At 65.0% G+C, this 14462-nt stretch carries 12 protein-coding genes and 1 pseudogene; 11 read left to right on the top strand and 2 right to left on the bottom strand.

What is annotated here, in order from left to right; translation table 11 throughout:
• The first annotated feature begins 161 nt into the window (after positions 1-161).
• Complete coding sequence (locus C481_RS00160) at positions 162-1664, top strand: alpha-N-arabinofuranosidase (RefSeq protein ID WP_006106710.1); 1503 nt, start codon at positions 162-164, stop codon at positions 1662-1664.
• A 1540-nt stretch (positions 1665-3204) separates the two neighbouring features.
• Complete coding sequence (locus C481_RS00155) at positions 3205-3948, top strand: SDR family NAD(P)-dependent oxidoreductase (protein WP_006106709.1); 744 nt, start codon at positions 3205-3207, stop codon at positions 3946-3948.
• Between the two features lie 12 nt (positions 3949-3960).
• Here the strand turns inward: C481_RS00155 and C481_RS00150 are convergent, their stop codons facing one another.
• On the bottom strand, positions 3961-4722 hold the full coding sequence (locus C481_RS00150; RefSeq protein WP_006106708.1) for an IclR family transcriptional regulator: 762 nt from the start codon (positions 4720-4722) through the stop codon (positions 3961-3963).
• A gap of 283 nt (positions 4723-5005) precedes the next feature.
• On the bottom strand, positions 5006-5968 hold the full coding sequence (locus C481_RS00145; protein WP_049904260.1) for a mannonate dehydratase: 963 nt from the start codon (positions 5966-5968) through the stop codon (positions 5006-5008).
• A 196-nt stretch (positions 5969-6164) separates the two neighbouring features.
• Here C481_RS00145 and C481_RS00140 point away from each other — a divergent pair, with 196 nt between their 5' ends.
• From C481_RS00140 to C481_RS00100, 9 genes and pseudogenes are all read left to right on the top strand, one after another.
• Entirely contained in the window at positions 6165-6953 is a 789-nt protein-coding gene (locus C481_RS00140; RefSeq protein ID WP_006106706.1) for an SDR family NAD(P)-dependent oxidoreductase, read from the top strand.
• A 93-nt stretch (positions 6954-7046) separates the two neighbouring features.
• Complete coding sequence (locus C481_RS00135) at positions 7047-8051, top strand: TRAP transporter substrate-binding protein (RefSeq protein ID WP_193787826.1); 1005 nt, start codon at positions 7047-7049, stop codon at positions 8049-8051.
• 54 nt (positions 8052-8105) lie between these two features.
• Positions 8106-8669 (top strand): TRAP transporter small permease, encoded by a 564-nt coding sequence (locus C481_RS00130; RefSeq protein WP_006106704.1) that lies wholly within the window; start codon positions 8106-8108, stop codon positions 8667-8669.
• Entirely contained in the window at positions 8662-9966 is a 1305-nt protein-coding gene (locus tag C481_RS00125) for a TRAP transporter large permease (protein ID WP_006106703.1), read from the top strand. The genes C481_RS00130 and C481_RS00125 overlap by 8 nt, the downstream gene beginning before the upstream one ends.
• A 90-nt stretch (positions 9967-10056) precedes the next feature.
• Positions 10057-11244 carry a UxaA family hydrolase gene (locus C481_RS00120; protein ID WP_006106702.1) on the top strand — a complete coding sequence of 396 codons (1188 nt, stop codon included), beginning with the start codon at positions 10057-10059 and terminating at the stop codon, positions 11242-11244.
• Complete coding sequence (locus C481_RS00115) at positions 11241-11552, top strand: UxaA family hydrolase (protein WP_006106701.1); 312 nt, start codon at positions 11241-11243, stop codon at positions 11550-11552. The genes C481_RS00120 and C481_RS00115 overlap by 4 nt, the downstream gene beginning before the upstream one ends.
• Positions 11552-12688 (top strand): UxaA family hydrolase, encoded by a 1137-nt coding sequence (locus tag C481_RS00110; RefSeq protein ID WP_006106700.1) that lies wholly within the window; start codon positions 11552-11554, stop codon positions 12686-12688. The genes C481_RS00115 and C481_RS00110 overlap by 1 nt, the downstream gene beginning before the upstream one ends.
• 185 nt (positions 12689-12873) lie before the next feature.
• Positions 12874-13899: pseudogene (locus tag C481_RS23125) on the top strand (NAD(P)-dependent alcohol dehydrogenase).
• Between the two features lie 50 nt (positions 13900-13949).
• Entirely contained in the window at positions 13950-14381 is a 432-nt protein-coding gene (locus C481_RS00100) for a universal stress protein (protein WP_006106699.1), read from the top strand.
• The last annotated feature ends 81 nt before the right edge of the window (positions 14382-14462 follow it).

Genomic DNA, 14462 nt, shown 5'->3' with positions numbered 1-14462 from the left:
AATACATCCATTTTCGGCCGTTCGCTACCCAAACGGGAATACACCGCTTATTTCGTCGGTCTATCGGCTTATACGGAGCGATAGAGCGAAATGAACTATCCGCGATACGTGTCGGTAACCGTATCACTTATGGTCCCGTCGGGAACACACAGCACTCGTGCATGACAGACGCACACATAACGGTGCATACTGAGGCGACGATCGATCGAATCGCTCCCGAAGTGCACGGTCACTTCGCCGAACACCTCGGCCGTTGCATCTACGACGGCATCTGGCACGGCGACCGCGCCGACGAGAGCGGGTTCCGCGAGGACACCGTCTCCCTGCTCGCTGAACTCGACTTGCCAGTGCTGCGGTGGCCCGGCGGCTGTTTCGCCGACGATTATCACTGGGAAGACGGTATCGGCCCGCAGGAGGACCGTCCCCGCCGTCGCAACCTCTTTTGGGCGCAGGGACCCGAGGAGACGCCCGAAGAGTCGAACGCGTTCGGGACCGACGAGTTCCTCGAACTCTGCGAGCGCATCGGTACCGAACCGTACCTCGCGGCGAACGTCGGTTCAGGCGATCCCCAGGAGGCTACCGACTGGGTCGAGTACTGCAACTACGATGGTGACACGGAACTGGCCGACCGCCGGCGCAAGAACGGCCACGAAGAACCCTACGGCGTCCGCTACTGGGGCATCGGTAACGAGAATTGGGGCTGTGGCGGCCAGATGACTCCCGAGCAGTACGCCCGCGAGTACCGGCGGTTTGCGACCTACGTCGGAACCACGGACAACTTGCTGCTCGATCACGATCTCGAACTGATCGCCTGCGGGTTCGAGGGCCACGAGTGGAATCGCCGCTTCTTAGAGGAGGTAAACGGCTCGCCGTGGGGAGCGGAGTTCCCGCTCGATCACCTCACGCTGCACCACTACTACGGGCGGACGATGACCGTCGCCGAGGCCGACGAGGACAAGTACGATCGCTTCCTCGCGGACGCGCTCGAGATGGAGCGCCACATCGAGCGGATGGCCGGTGCGATCAACGCCGTCGCCACGACTCGCGACATCGGCGTCATCATCGATGAGTGGGGCGCTTGGCACCCCGAAGCGACCGCGGATAACGGCCTCGAACAGCCGGGAACCGTTCTCGACGCGCTCTCGGCGGCGGCCGTGCTCGACATCTTTAACGACAACAGCGACGTCGTCACGATGACGAACATCGCCCAGACCGTCAACGTTCTTCAGTGTCTCGTCGAGACCGACGCGGACGACGCCTGGGCTCGCCCAACCTACCGCGTCTTTGATCTCTATGCCCCTCACAAGGGTAACGACGCCGTCCGGACTACCGTGTCGACGCCGGCGCGTGCGGTCGACGACGACCGCGAACTGCCGCTGATCGGCGCCTCCTCTTCGACCGGTGACGACGGCACATACGTCACCCTCACGAACCTCGACTGTCGCAGCGCACACGACATCGATATCTCCCTCGAAGGCACGACCCTGGACGAAGGGGCTGTCACAGCCGAAATCCTGTTCGCCGATCAGGAGCCCGAACTCGAAGTGGGTCCCGATAACGCCGACGAGTTCACCGCCGATGATCTCGCGATCTCGGTCGACGGCGACGGAGCGCTCACCGCAGCGTTGCCGCCGGCGACGGTTGCCGCCGTCTCCATCCGGTGAACGACCTCCGCAGTACATCGGCTTGAGACATCGTTACCCGGCCTTTCGACCGGGTTCGCTGAATTGAACGCCTTGTCGGCATCCGGGGGTTTCGGAATGCTTCCCGGAAACGACTCCGTCCGAACCGCGCTTGGGAAGCGGTCAACGAACACGGGTTCGGCGTGCCGAGTGAGCGTTTATCGGCGTCGGTATCGGTGAGAGAACACAAGCGCTGCTCCACGGATCGCCGAACACGGTTGCTCCGATGAACTCGGTTCGTCGTTCCGACGGGGTCCGGCCACCGCCTGTAATCCGAGATCGCCTGCACTTTCGTTACCTTTCGTCAACTGGTTCCGAACTCGACTCCTTTCGTCCCCAGCCACTATCCTCGCTTCTGAACTCGAAGAGAGGCTACTTCGACTGATACTGTAGAACGACCACCTCCAGTAGTAACTACTATACAGAATTGTGTTCTGTAATAGAAAGTCATTCACTGAAGAGTGAATGTCTGGATGAGGCTACAACGATGGGCTCTCGGATGCCCGGCTATGAGACGTGTTCCAATGTGATACGGTACCAATTGCCGCGTATATCGTCCAAAAGCGGTTCGAACCGACCGAACGCCGACGACGCTTTCGCCGTGTATACGGTAATATTGAGCGCTGACTCGGCGGCTACTCACGCGCTTAATTACAGACATACTATTGTAAAGGGGCGCACAGAGGATGGGCTCCAGATGGTTGCGAGAAAGCACACGACTGTTCTCTATTGGGAAACTCGACCTCACCACCAAACAGCTGTTATCCATCAACCAATCCCACCTTCTCACTGTCACTCGCGTTATCGAAGACGGTGCTGGAGGAACTCTATTTAGATTTGAGATATTGTCGGGTACAATCACTCGATCATACGGACGAGTGACGTGATCTCACTACCAATTGATCTGACGGCGATTCACCGGTGCGGAACTTGACGAAAACTGTTCATAGTGGATCGAGAGTGAAATTCTGTATCTCCTCCTCAATGGTGTCAGCGGCCTGCAGCCAGATTTACAAACATACGTTCGTAATTAATTGCGGGGAGCCATCTGTCCCCGTTGAGGCGTCGCCGAAGCGCAGTCGTGCCGGGAGAACACTTCGGGCCGCACCTACTGGAGCGGATAGAGCGATGTGGACGGAGACAGGATCCAACCATGGTGGACATCAGTGGGTGCGACGATACCCTGCCGACGGTGCCGCTGGCCGCGTCCACGTTCCCCCAGAGGGAGATCGGACGCGTCGCAAGCCGCGGGGCCGCTCGCGCACTCGTGGTCGCGTCGGGGCTCGAACCAGGCTTTCAAGGTCAGACCCGTCCCCGTCATCTAGCCGCCGCACGTTCCCGGTGACGATGTCGGCCAGCCGCAACCTGTATCCGAGCTGTTCGGCGCATGAATGCCTTTCTCCGACGGCCACTGTCGAACCGATTTGACCGTGGAACCAGCCGTGTACAACGACGTTGGATCCGCGGCTCAGTTCCGGTCCAACCCCAGGAATTATTCCGCAGGCGGACGGATGTGGGGGCGATGTCGGGAGACCTGCACGGCAAGAGCGCGTTCGTTGTCGGAGCGAGCCGCGGGATCGGGAAGGCGATCGCCGAGGAATACGCTGACCGGGGAGCCGACGTGGCCGCGGTCGCCCGGTCCTCGGACGACCTGGAGACCCTCGCCGCGTCGCTGCCGACTGAGTGCGTGCCGATCGAGTGCGATGTCCGGGACGACGCGACCGTCGAGCGGGCTGTCACGACCGCGGCCGACTGCCTCGGAGCGATCGACGTGGCTGTCAACAGCGCGGGAACGATCGCGCGAGGACGCCTTCACGAGGCGGACGAGGCGGACGTGACCGCGGTGATCGACGTGAACCTCCTCGGCGCGCTCCGGGTCAGCAAGCATGTCCTGCCAGCGCTGATGGAGACGGAGGGGACGCTTCTCCACGTCACTTCCGAAGCGGGGTCGGTCGGCGTCCCGGAGCTCCCCTCGTACTGCGCAAGTAAGGGCGGCCTCGATGCAGCGGTCCGGCAGCTCGCGGTCGACTACGGCTCCGACGGTGTCTCAGTGGTGGCGATAGCCCCAGGAACAACGAAGACATCGATGAATGAGGTGGTCAGGGTGGAGGACCCGTCGTGGGTCGAGGAGCGGGCCGAAAACGTCCCGTACGGCCGCCTCGGGACGCCGGAGGACATCAGCGACCTCGCGGCGTTTCTCGCGCGGGACCAGTCGGACTACCTTACCGGCGAGGTGATCCACGTCGACGGCGGATCGACCGCGTGAGGGCGGCGGGGCTCAGTAGTGTTTGGTCTTGAGTTCGACTACGTTCGCGGTGTTCTGGAGCGCCGGGAGCAGCTCCTCCTGGATGCGATCGGGGGTGAACTCGTGTTTCGGCCCGGCGACAGAGATGGCGGCATCGGGCGTCTCACCGTCGCTTTCGACTTGGACGGCGACGGACTTGACGCCCTTGACGCGCTCTTCGTCCTCTATGGCGTACCCCTGCAACCTGATGGTCTCGATCTCGTCGAGCAGGGCGTCGCGGTCGACGATCGTGTGCTCAGTCGCCCGCGGGAGCCCGTGGCGGTCGGCGATCTCAGTGATCTCCCCGTCGGACTTCTGTGACAGTATCGCCTTGCCGAGCGCCGTCCAGTGCATCCGAGTGTACTCGCCGGTCGACGCGTTGTTGAAGATGGCACCGGTCGGCTCGGTCCGGTACAGCATCACCCGGTAGCCGTTCTCCTCACAGCCGATGGTGGCAACCTCGCTTATCGTCCGGGCCAAGTCGTCGACCTTGTTGCGGCCCACCTGGTAGAGACTGTTGTTGTGCCTGACTTGTCCCCCTACGTTCAGGAATCGGAGGCTGAGCTGGTACTTCTCGTTCCGCCTGACCACGTACCCGGTGTCCTCCAGCGTTTTGAGGTAGATATGGGCCGTGCTCTTCGGGAGGTCCATGTGATCCGCCAGCTCCCGGACCCGGCAGCCGTCGAGCTTCCCCACGTTCTCGACGATCTCGAATACGTTCTCGACCGCCTTGATCCGGTTCGGACCGTTCGTCATTGTATGTGTCTGTGTCACGTGATAACCATCAATATTCCTTTCGAAATTTGTCCAACGATACTGGAACCGTATCTCCAGCATCCAGGACCGATATCCGTTATCGGGTGGGGAGTCAGCGGCCGCCGTGAGGTGCCAGCGAAGCGGCGGATAAGCACGAGCGACTGGCCGAGGGACACGAGGAGAGGCGACTATGGCGGACCGACGAATAGCCGTCACACTGGACGGGAGAAAGAAACTGTGCGCTTGCGCGCCGACGCGGCAGGCCGACGACGCGTCAGTCGTACTACCGCTGAGCCTGTTCTAGCAGGCCCCGCATGTAGCCGACCGCGAACAGCCGCCCCTTCGTGTGGTAGCCGGGGTTAGAGTTATCCTCGCCCACCATCGTCGGGACATGGTCGGGGCGCATCACCACGTCGTCGTCGACGGCATCCTGGTAAGCCTCCATCGCCGCGAGCATGTCGCGAGGGCCCTCGTCGTGCCACGTCTCGACGAAGTCGTCGGCGTCGCCCTCGACGTCCCGGAAGTGAACGAAGTTGATGCGGTTGCCGAACCGCCGGATCGTCTCTGGGAGATCGACGCCCATCGCGGCGAAGTTGCCTTGGCAGAACGTGATGCCGTTGTGCTCGCTGTCGTAGCTGTCGAGGACGCGCTGGTACGCTTCGGGGCTGTTGATGATTCGGGGGACGCCTCCCACCGACTCCCGAGGCGGGTCGTCCGGGTGGAGGCCGAGCTTCACCCCGGCCGCCTCCGCGACCGGCGTCACCTCCTGCAGGAAGTACTCCAGTGCGTCCCAGATCTGCTCGCGCGAGGCGTCGATCGCCGGTCCCGCCCTGCCCCTGTGCATCCGGTCGTTCGAGTACGCGGTCACCAGCGAGCCGCCCCGAGCCTCGACGTGGGCCTCCGTGCGCGCCCAGCGGATGCCGACCATCCAGTCGTAGCAGACGACCGGGATATCGAGCTGTCCGCAGTGCCGGATGAACTCCTTGAACTCCTCGATGTCCTCGTCGCGCCCTTCCATCCCGAGCCTGACGCGGTCGGTCAGGGGGACGCTCCCCTCGATGACGTTGACGTCAAGCCCAGCGTCCTCGTACCAGTTCTTGAGATGTAGCAGATCGTGATACGACCAGGTGGTCTTGCCGTCGCCGATCTCCAGGGTGTGTACGACGGCGTTTTCTACGCCCATCTGCTTGGCGATCTGCCATCTCTCGTCCGGCTGTGGCGGTAGGACTACCGCTAAGTCGACCATAGCGTGACGAATTGGAACCACGGTTAAATAGCTTTCTTTTAGCCGGGTTGGTGTCGAAGGCGCTGCCGAACGGGCGGCGGGGAGCTGAGGCGTGGCGAGCGAGCGGGTTCGCGGTATGCGAGCGGAACGGTCAGGACAGGGGAACATAGGGGAAAAATAGAAACTCCCCGCCGTGCGAGTCTTCGATGGACCACACATGAGCGACACATTCGCAGGAGACGCGGCCATCGTCACGGGCGCATCGAGAGGCATCGGTAGCGGGATCGCAACCAAGCTCGCGGAGCAGGGGGCGTCGGTGGTGGTCAACTACCGCTCCTCCGAGAAACAAGCGGAGTCGGTCGTCGACGAAATCGCCGACCGGGGCGGCGAGGCCGTCGCGGTGCAGGCCGACGTGAGCGACGAGGACGACGTGGCGGCGATGGTCGAGGCGACCGTCGACCGCTTCGGCTCGCTGGACGTGATGGTGAACAATGCGGGCATGACGACGCTTGGTCCGGCGGAGGAGATCACCGTTGCGGACTGGCGGCGGGTGATCGACGTCGACTTGACGGGCGTGTTCATCAGTAGCCGTGCCGCGGGGCGACAGATGCTCTCCCAGGACGACGGCGGGGCGATCGTCAACGTCGCGTCGATGATGGGAGAGATGGGCTTTCACATGCGAGCGCCGTACTGCGCGGCGAAGGCGGGCGTCATCAACCTCACCCGAACCCTCGCCGTGGAGTGGGCGGAGGACGGCATCAGCGTGAACGCGCTCGCGCCGGGATTCATCAAGACGGCCATCACGGACCAGACGCAGGACTCGGCGAAGTACACCGACACCGATATCCGACGGCGGACGCCGATGGCGCGATACGGCACCGTGGAGGAGATGGCCGACTGCGTGAGCTTCCTAGCGCGGGCCGACAACTACGTCACCGGCGAGGTGCTCCGGGCCGACGGCGGGTGGACCTCGGACGCGTGGCGGTACAGCGAGAACCGCGCGTAGCGGCATCGAACGCGCTACCCTCGAGATCGTGGTGGCGAAATTCACCATGAGGGAAAGTTTTTTACTATTAAGGCTGAACCTGTGTGATGAACCATGTTAGATGGAGCTTCCGGTGTCAGTAGACGCTCGGTAATCAACGGCATCGGCGCAGGCGCAATCGCGGCAACAGCCGGCTGTGCCGGCGGCGGCAGCAGCGGCGTCGAGATGACGATCGCCAGCACATTCGAGCCGGGTCACATCCTGGTCCAGGCCGCCGAGAATTTCAAAGAGCAGATCGAGGAGGAGTCCGACGGCGATATCTCCGTTGAGATCAGTCCTGGCGGCTCCTACGGGTCGGAAGACGAGATCGGCGAGGTCGTCAGCCAAGGCGGTGTCGAGGCGCACTCCGCAGGTAGTTTCCCCTACTACCAGTTTGCGTCAGAGTACTGGTTCTTTGGCTGCCCGTTCGTCCTCTCGGGCTACGATCAGTTGCTCTCGGTGCTCGACAGTGATCAGATGCAGGAGGGCCACGACACGCTCATCGAGAACGGAAACCAGCGGCCGATCGGCCAGCAGATCTACCGCGGCGCTCGGCACTTCACGTCGAACACGCCGATCCGGGAACCGGGCGACGTCAACGGGCTCAATCTGCGTCTCCCGGAACTCGACCCGTGGGTCCAGACCTGGGAGCAGGTCGGCGCCTCGCCGACTCCGGTCGCGCTGGACGAACTGTACAGCGCGCTCGAACAGGGAACGGCCGACGCCTCGGAGGGCGGCGCGGAACAGATCAGTTCGTTCAACCTCCACGAGGTCCAGAGCCACCTGAGCCTGACGAGCCACCTGATCGCGAACGGGAATATCTACATCAACGAGTCCTTCTACCAAGGACTCGACGAGACTCACCAGAACCTGATCATGGAGATCGGCCAAGAAACGACGCAGTCCGCCGCCGAGAAGTCCCAGGATCGCGAGCAAGAACTGATCGACGAGCTCGGTCAGGATATGGAGCTCATCGAAGACGTCGACACTGAAGCGTTTCAGGAGGAGGCGGCGCCCGCCGTGGAACAGCTGTTCGACGAGACGTGGGCTTTCGACTGGGAAACCGTCCGGAACATGTAACTGTGAACCGGCGACGCACGTTACGTACCTACAATTACCATCCTTTCACTCATCATGGAAATCGACCAATCACTCGATCTGAAGCGCGATCACGTTTTCGACAGGATCGTGCTCTACAGCGCGACGGGACTGTTTACGTTCACGATCGTCTTGACCACGCTTCAAGTGTTCATTCGATTGTTGAGCCTCCCCACGTTCGGGTTCCTTCACTGGACCGAACCGGCGGCACGGTTCGTACTCATCGTCGCGACGTACCTGGGTGCTGCCGTTGCCGTCCGGAACAACGAACACATCTCGATACGATTCCTCCTCGAACGCCTTACGAGGTGGAACTCCAGTGTCGGTCTGATGGTCCAAATTCTGGGCGAACTGATCGTCATCGGCTTCCTGTCGGTCGCCCTCTGGGGAGCCGTCCTTACAACCATCGGCGACTGGACGACGTCGATCGGCGGGATCGAGGCCGTTACGTCGGGGCACCTCTATCTCGGGATCACGATCGGCATCGCGCTGATGCTGATCTACGCTCTGGTCGACATCGTAACGTTGGTCCGCGAGATAGCGGCGTCCAGGACCGACAACGCCGCCGGCCAGTTCGAGGAGGGGATAGCCGATGAGTGAACTGCTCGTAATCGGCGCCCTGTTCCTCGGAATACTCCTCGTCCTGTACGCGCTCGGCGTCCCGGTCGGGATCGCGATGGGCGCGACGTGCGTCGCAGTGATGCTCTCCCCTTTCGGGAGGGGCCTCAATTACGGCCTCATCTCCCAGCAGTTGCTCTACGGGCTCAACAGTTTCACGCTACTCGCGATCCCGTTCTACCTCCTTCTCGGGCGGTTGATGAACCGGATCGGGATGACTCAGCGGATCTTCGACTTGGCGAACTCGATGGTGGGACAGTTCCGCGGCGGGATCGCCCACGTCAACATCGTCGCGAGCATGATCTTCTCCGGGATGTCGGGCCTCGCTGTCGCCGACGCTGCGGGGCTTGGTCGCGTCGAGTACGCCGCGATGCGCGACCAGGGGTACGAAAAAGACATCTCGCTCGGCGTCACCGGGTCGTCGGCCATCATCGGTCCGATCATCCCGCCGAGCGTTCCTATCATCATCTATGCCGTGCTGGCCGAGGAGTCGATCGGCAAGCTGTTCCTGGGCGGGATCATCCCCGGTATCCTGATCGGCGTCTTCCTGATGGCGCTCGTCTTCCTGTTCGTGTACCTGCGGGAGTACGAGACCGAGGACTCCTTCGACCTCGCTGACTTCTGGAAGAGTTTGAAGGAGGCGGTGTTCCCGCTGTTCGCGCCGCTCCTCATCATCGGCGGGATCCTCTCCGGCACATTCACCGCCACCGAAGCGGGCGCAATAGCCGTCGTATACACCATCCTCCTCGGAATGTTCGTCTACAGAGATCTCACCCTCGAGGGACTCTTCGAGGAACTCCAGTACGGGATGGTCGAGACGTTCTCGCTGACGTTCATCGTCGGCGTCGCGTCGCTGTACGGCCTCGTCGCCCTCCAGCTCCGCCTGCCGATCCTGATGGCCGATTCGATCACGAACTTCTCCAGCGATCCGACGGTCGTAATGTTGCTGCTGGTCGGGCTTCTCCTCGTCGTCGGGACGTTCATGGAGACGATCGCCGCGATCACGATTCTCGTCCCTATCTTCATGCCGATCCTGGGCATCACTGGCATCGATCCGCTCCACTTCGGCATCGTGATGATCCTCACGCTGATGCTCGGGCTGTTGACCCCGCCGTTCGGCGTCATTCTCTTCGTCCTGGAGAAGGTGACCGACGCGACACTGGAGGAGGCGATGAAAGCGGTGTTGCCCTACTACGTGCCGATCCTCCTGGTGTTGCTGCTCACCATCTTCATCCCGGAGATCGTCACGTACCCGGTAACCAAGCTGATGGGCGCCTGATGCGGCGATCACCCTCGGTCGTTCGCCCCGTCACCCGGCGACGGCTGCGCTGACGGAAACGTTTTTCCTGGTTGACGGCGAGACCCAACCATGGCAACGTTCGATGGATACCCACGGGAGAGCGGTCCCGCCGGGGTACGAAACTACGTCGCAGTGATACCGATATCGGTCACGGCGTCGCCGGTCGCCGAGGCTGTCGCCGACCGGACGGCCGAAAACGTCAGCGCCACGCCCCACCAGATGGGGACGGATCCGCCCGAGGCGGCTCGCGAACAGGTCGAGCGGACGCTGTCGGGCGTCGCCCGAAATCCGAACGTCGGGGCAGCGCTCGTCGTGTCGCTGGGCACGGAGACAGTGGACGCCGACGCCGTCGCCGATGCGGCGGCGGCCGCCGGGCGTGCCGTCGAGACCCTCTCGATCCGTGAGACGGGCGGAACGGCCGCAGCGGTCGACGAGGGAACCGAGTTGGCCCGCGACCTCCACGCCGAGATTGCCGACCTACGCCGGGAGGAGCGCGACGCGAGCGAACTCGTCTTCGGCGTCGAATGCGGCGGCTCCGACGCGACGAGCGGGATCGCGGCGAACCCCGCGGTCGGTGCGGCCTGTGACCGCCTCATCCGAGACGGCGGCACGGCGACGTTCTCGGAGACTCCGGAGTTCATCGGCGCGGAGCACGTCCTTGCGGAGCGGTGTGTGGACGAGGCGGTCCGCGAGCGGCTTCTGGAGCGTGTCAAGCGCCGGGAGGCGACGGCCGAACTGATGGACGTGGACCTGCGGGGCGCACAGCCTAGCCCCGGCAACCAGGAGGGCGGCCTGACGACCATCGAGGAGAAGAGCCTCGGGGCCATCTCGAAGGGTGGGACGACCCCGGTCCGCGGCATCGTGGACTACGCCGAGCGGCTCCCGGTCGGCGGCGGCCTGGTGCTGATGGACACGCCGGGGTACGATATCGAGAGCGTCGTCGGCAAGGTCGCGGGCGGGGCGCAGGTCGTCGCCTTCACCACCGGGCGAGGGTCGACGACCGGGAACCCGCTAGCCCCGGTGATCAAGGTGACCGGGAACCCGAAGACAGCGGACCGGCTCGCGGCGAACATGGACGTGGACGCGAGCGGCGTCATCGACGGCGAGCCGATCGACTCGGTCGGCGAGCGGATCTACCGGACGCTGCTTGACGTCGCCAGCGGCGAGCGGACCGCCGCGGAACGCCGCCAACTGGAGGAGTTCGCGGTCAACGAGCTCCAGCCGAACGAGCTCGCCGAGCTGCGGGGGGACGCATGAAGGGGGCGGTCCTCGGCGACGCGGGGCTGCACATGGCCGCGCAGGACAACGTCGTCACGGCCATCGACGACCTAGATGCAGGAACGGAGATACCGTACGACGACCGGACGGTTGAACTCGCGGAGGCCATCCCGTTCGGTCACAAGGTCGCGCTGGTCCCACTGGAGCCGGGGGATGCCGTCATGAAGTACGGCGAGACGATCGGCGAGGCCGTCGAGCCGATCGCCCCCGGCGAGTGGGTGCACACGCACAACTGCGAGAGCAGGCGCGGTCGGGGCGACCGCACCGCGGACAGGGAGGCGGCCTGATGTCGTCGCCGAGTGGAACCTCACGGCGGCGCGTCCCGCGGACGTCGTTCGACGCGTACCGGCGATCGGACGGGCGCGTCGGCGTGCGGAACCGCGTGCTGGTCGTCCCGTCGGTGATCTGCTCGCACCTCGTCGCCGAGCGGATCGCCGCGGAGCACGACGACGCTGTCGCGGCCCCGCACGACCACGGCTGCGGTCAGGTCGGCGATGACCACGAGCGCACGGAGCGGACGCTCCTGAACCTCGCCCGCAACCCGAACATCGCGGGCGCGACCGTCGTGGGGTTGGGCTGCGAACACCTCCAGAGCGGCCCGTTCGCCGACAGGATCGGGGAGCGGGGTGTAGCGGTCCGCGAGACGGCGATCCAGGACGCGGGCGGTACGGAGCCCTGCGTCGAGGAGGGCGTCGCCGCGACCGCCGACCTCGCGGACGCCGCGGCGGACGCGGACCGCGCTGGCGCTGGGCTCGCGGACCTCACCGTCGGCGTCGTGAGTTCGGACCTCGATGGCTCGACGCGCGCGGTCGCGGATCCGCTCGTGGGCGAGGCCGTCGACGCGCTGGTCGACGCCGGGGCGCGCGTCATCGTCGCCGGGACGGAGCGGCTCGCCCCCCACGCGGACGCCGCCGCCGACCGCGCCACGACGGCGGACGTCGCCGACGCGATCCGCGAGGTCGGAAAGCGCCACGCGGGCCGCCCCGGGAACGTACGACGGATCGCCCGCCACGCTGCGGACGCACCGTTCGACGAGGTCGTCGGCGTGTGGGGGAGCGCGAGCGTCGACGAGTTCGTTCCGTACGGCGGCCGGGCGTCGGCCGACGCCGGGGTGACGCTGGTCGACTCTCCCGCCCGCTTCGAGGAGGCGGCGACCACGCTCGCGGCGGCCGGGGCGTCGGTCGTCATCCACGTCACGGCCGACGGGGTGCCGACGGGCCACCCGGTCGTCCCGGTCCTCAAGGTGACCGGCGACGGGACCACGGCGGACGCGCTCGCCGACGACGTGGACCTCGACGCCCGCGGGGCCGACGCGGATGCGCTGCTGTCCGAGATCGCTCGCGTCGCCGCCGGCGGCCGGACGGCCAGCGAGGAGCACGGGCTCACGTCGTTCGCCATCAGCCGCATCGGGCCGTCGCTGTAGAGGCCATGTACCGCTGGGCGGCGGCCGGACACAAAGCTTAGGACGCCCGCTCGCGGAGTACTGGATGAGATGGTACTGCTCGAACGGCAGGCAACGGCGGAGCGGGAGCGCCGGGAGCCGACGCCCGGCGACGACGCGACGGAACGGATCCACGGAGATGTCTCTGCGGTGCAGGGGTGGCGAGCGTGAGAGCGGTGTCGCTCGTCGAGTCGAGGACGTTCGAACTGGACGCCAGGGAGCGCCCTGAGCCCGGCCCGTCGGAGGTGCTCGTCGAGGTGAGCGATGTCGGCATCTGCGGCTCCGACGTCCACTGGTACGAGCACGGCCGGATGGGTGACCGGGCTGTCGAGGAGCCGCTGGTGCTCGGCCACGAAAGCGCGGGCACGGTTGTCGAAGCCGGTGCGGACGTCGACGGTCACGCTGTCGGCGACCGGATCGCGATCGAACCCGGCGTCCCGTGCGGCGAGTGCGAGTACTGTTGGCGGGGAACGTACAATCTCTGCCGGGACGTCGAGTTCATGGCCACGCCCGGCACTGACGGCGCGTTCAGGGAGTACCTCGCCTGGCCCGCAGAGTACGCTTACGGCCTCCCGGACGCCGTCTCCGCCTGAGAGGGGGCGCTGTGCGAGCCGACCAGCGTCGGCGTCCACGCCGTGCGGCGCGCCGACGTGGGAATGGGAGACTCGGTGCTCGTCATGGGCGCGGGTCCGATCGGGCTGCTCGCCGCAGACGTGGCGCGGGCGGCGGGCGCGGCGGACGTGGCCGTCGTCGACGTCGTCGACTCGAAACTCGACAGGGCCGTCGACCGCGGGGCCGACCTGGCTATCGACGGCCGCGAGGCGGATGTCGCGGCGGCGGTCCGCGAGGCGTTTGGCACGGGCGTCGATGCCGCGATAGAGGCGACCGGGGCCCCGCCGGCGATCGAGTCGGTACTCGACGTTACGCGGCCGGACGGCACCGTCGTTCTGGTCGGCCTCGCGCCCGACGCCGAGGTGCCGGTGGACACGTTTGAACTGGTTCGGCGGCAGGTCGACGTGCGGGGGAGCTACCGGTTCGCCAACGCGTACCCGACGGCGATATCCCTGATAGCGGGCGGTGACGTGGACGCGGCGGACATCATCGACTTCGACCTGCCGCTCGACCGCGTGAGCGACGCGTTCGAGCGGGCCGCGGAGCCGGTCGTGGTCAAGGGCATGATCTCGATGGATTGAGGCCGACCCCCAGGCTAACATTTATATTCGAATGGATACCTCCATTCAGCATGGTCATCGTTGCAGCGATCAGCGGTTCCGATCAGTCGACGGCGATCGCCGCGCAGGCCGACGAACTCGCGCGGGCGTTCGACGCCGAACTCCACCTCGTCCACGTCATCGAGGAGACCGAGTACACGCGGCTGGTGGAGAAACGGTCCAGCGTGCGGGAGACCGGGTCCGAGGGCTCCATCGAGGACGACGCTGCGGCCGCCGCGGCCGGGGGGATAGACGAGGCACTCGGCGCGGACTACGAGGTCGTCGGCCGGGTTGGAACTCCGAGAAAGAAGGTCGTCGAGTACGCCGACGAGGCCGACGCGCGGTACGTCGTCGTCGGCGGGCGGGCGCGGTCCCCGACCGGGAAGGCGTTGTTCGGCAGCGTCACGCAGTCGATCCTGCTGAACACAGAGCGCCCGGTCGTCACTGTCATGGAGGCGGAGTAGGCGGCCGTGGGGTCGACTGTGAAGTCGCCACGAACCGTTGGTCCAGTGGGCCGACCCTTGGACGGGACGGACGGGAACAAT

It is taken from the genome of Natrialba asiatica DSM 12278 (assembly GCF_000337555.1).
Taxonomy (GTDB): domain Archaea; phylum Halobacteriota; class Halobacteria; order Halobacteriales; family Natrialbaceae; genus Natrialba; species Natrialba asiatica.
The sequence above is the reverse complement of the archived record's forward strand: the minus strand, read 5'-3'. Positions and strand labels throughout refer to the sequence as shown.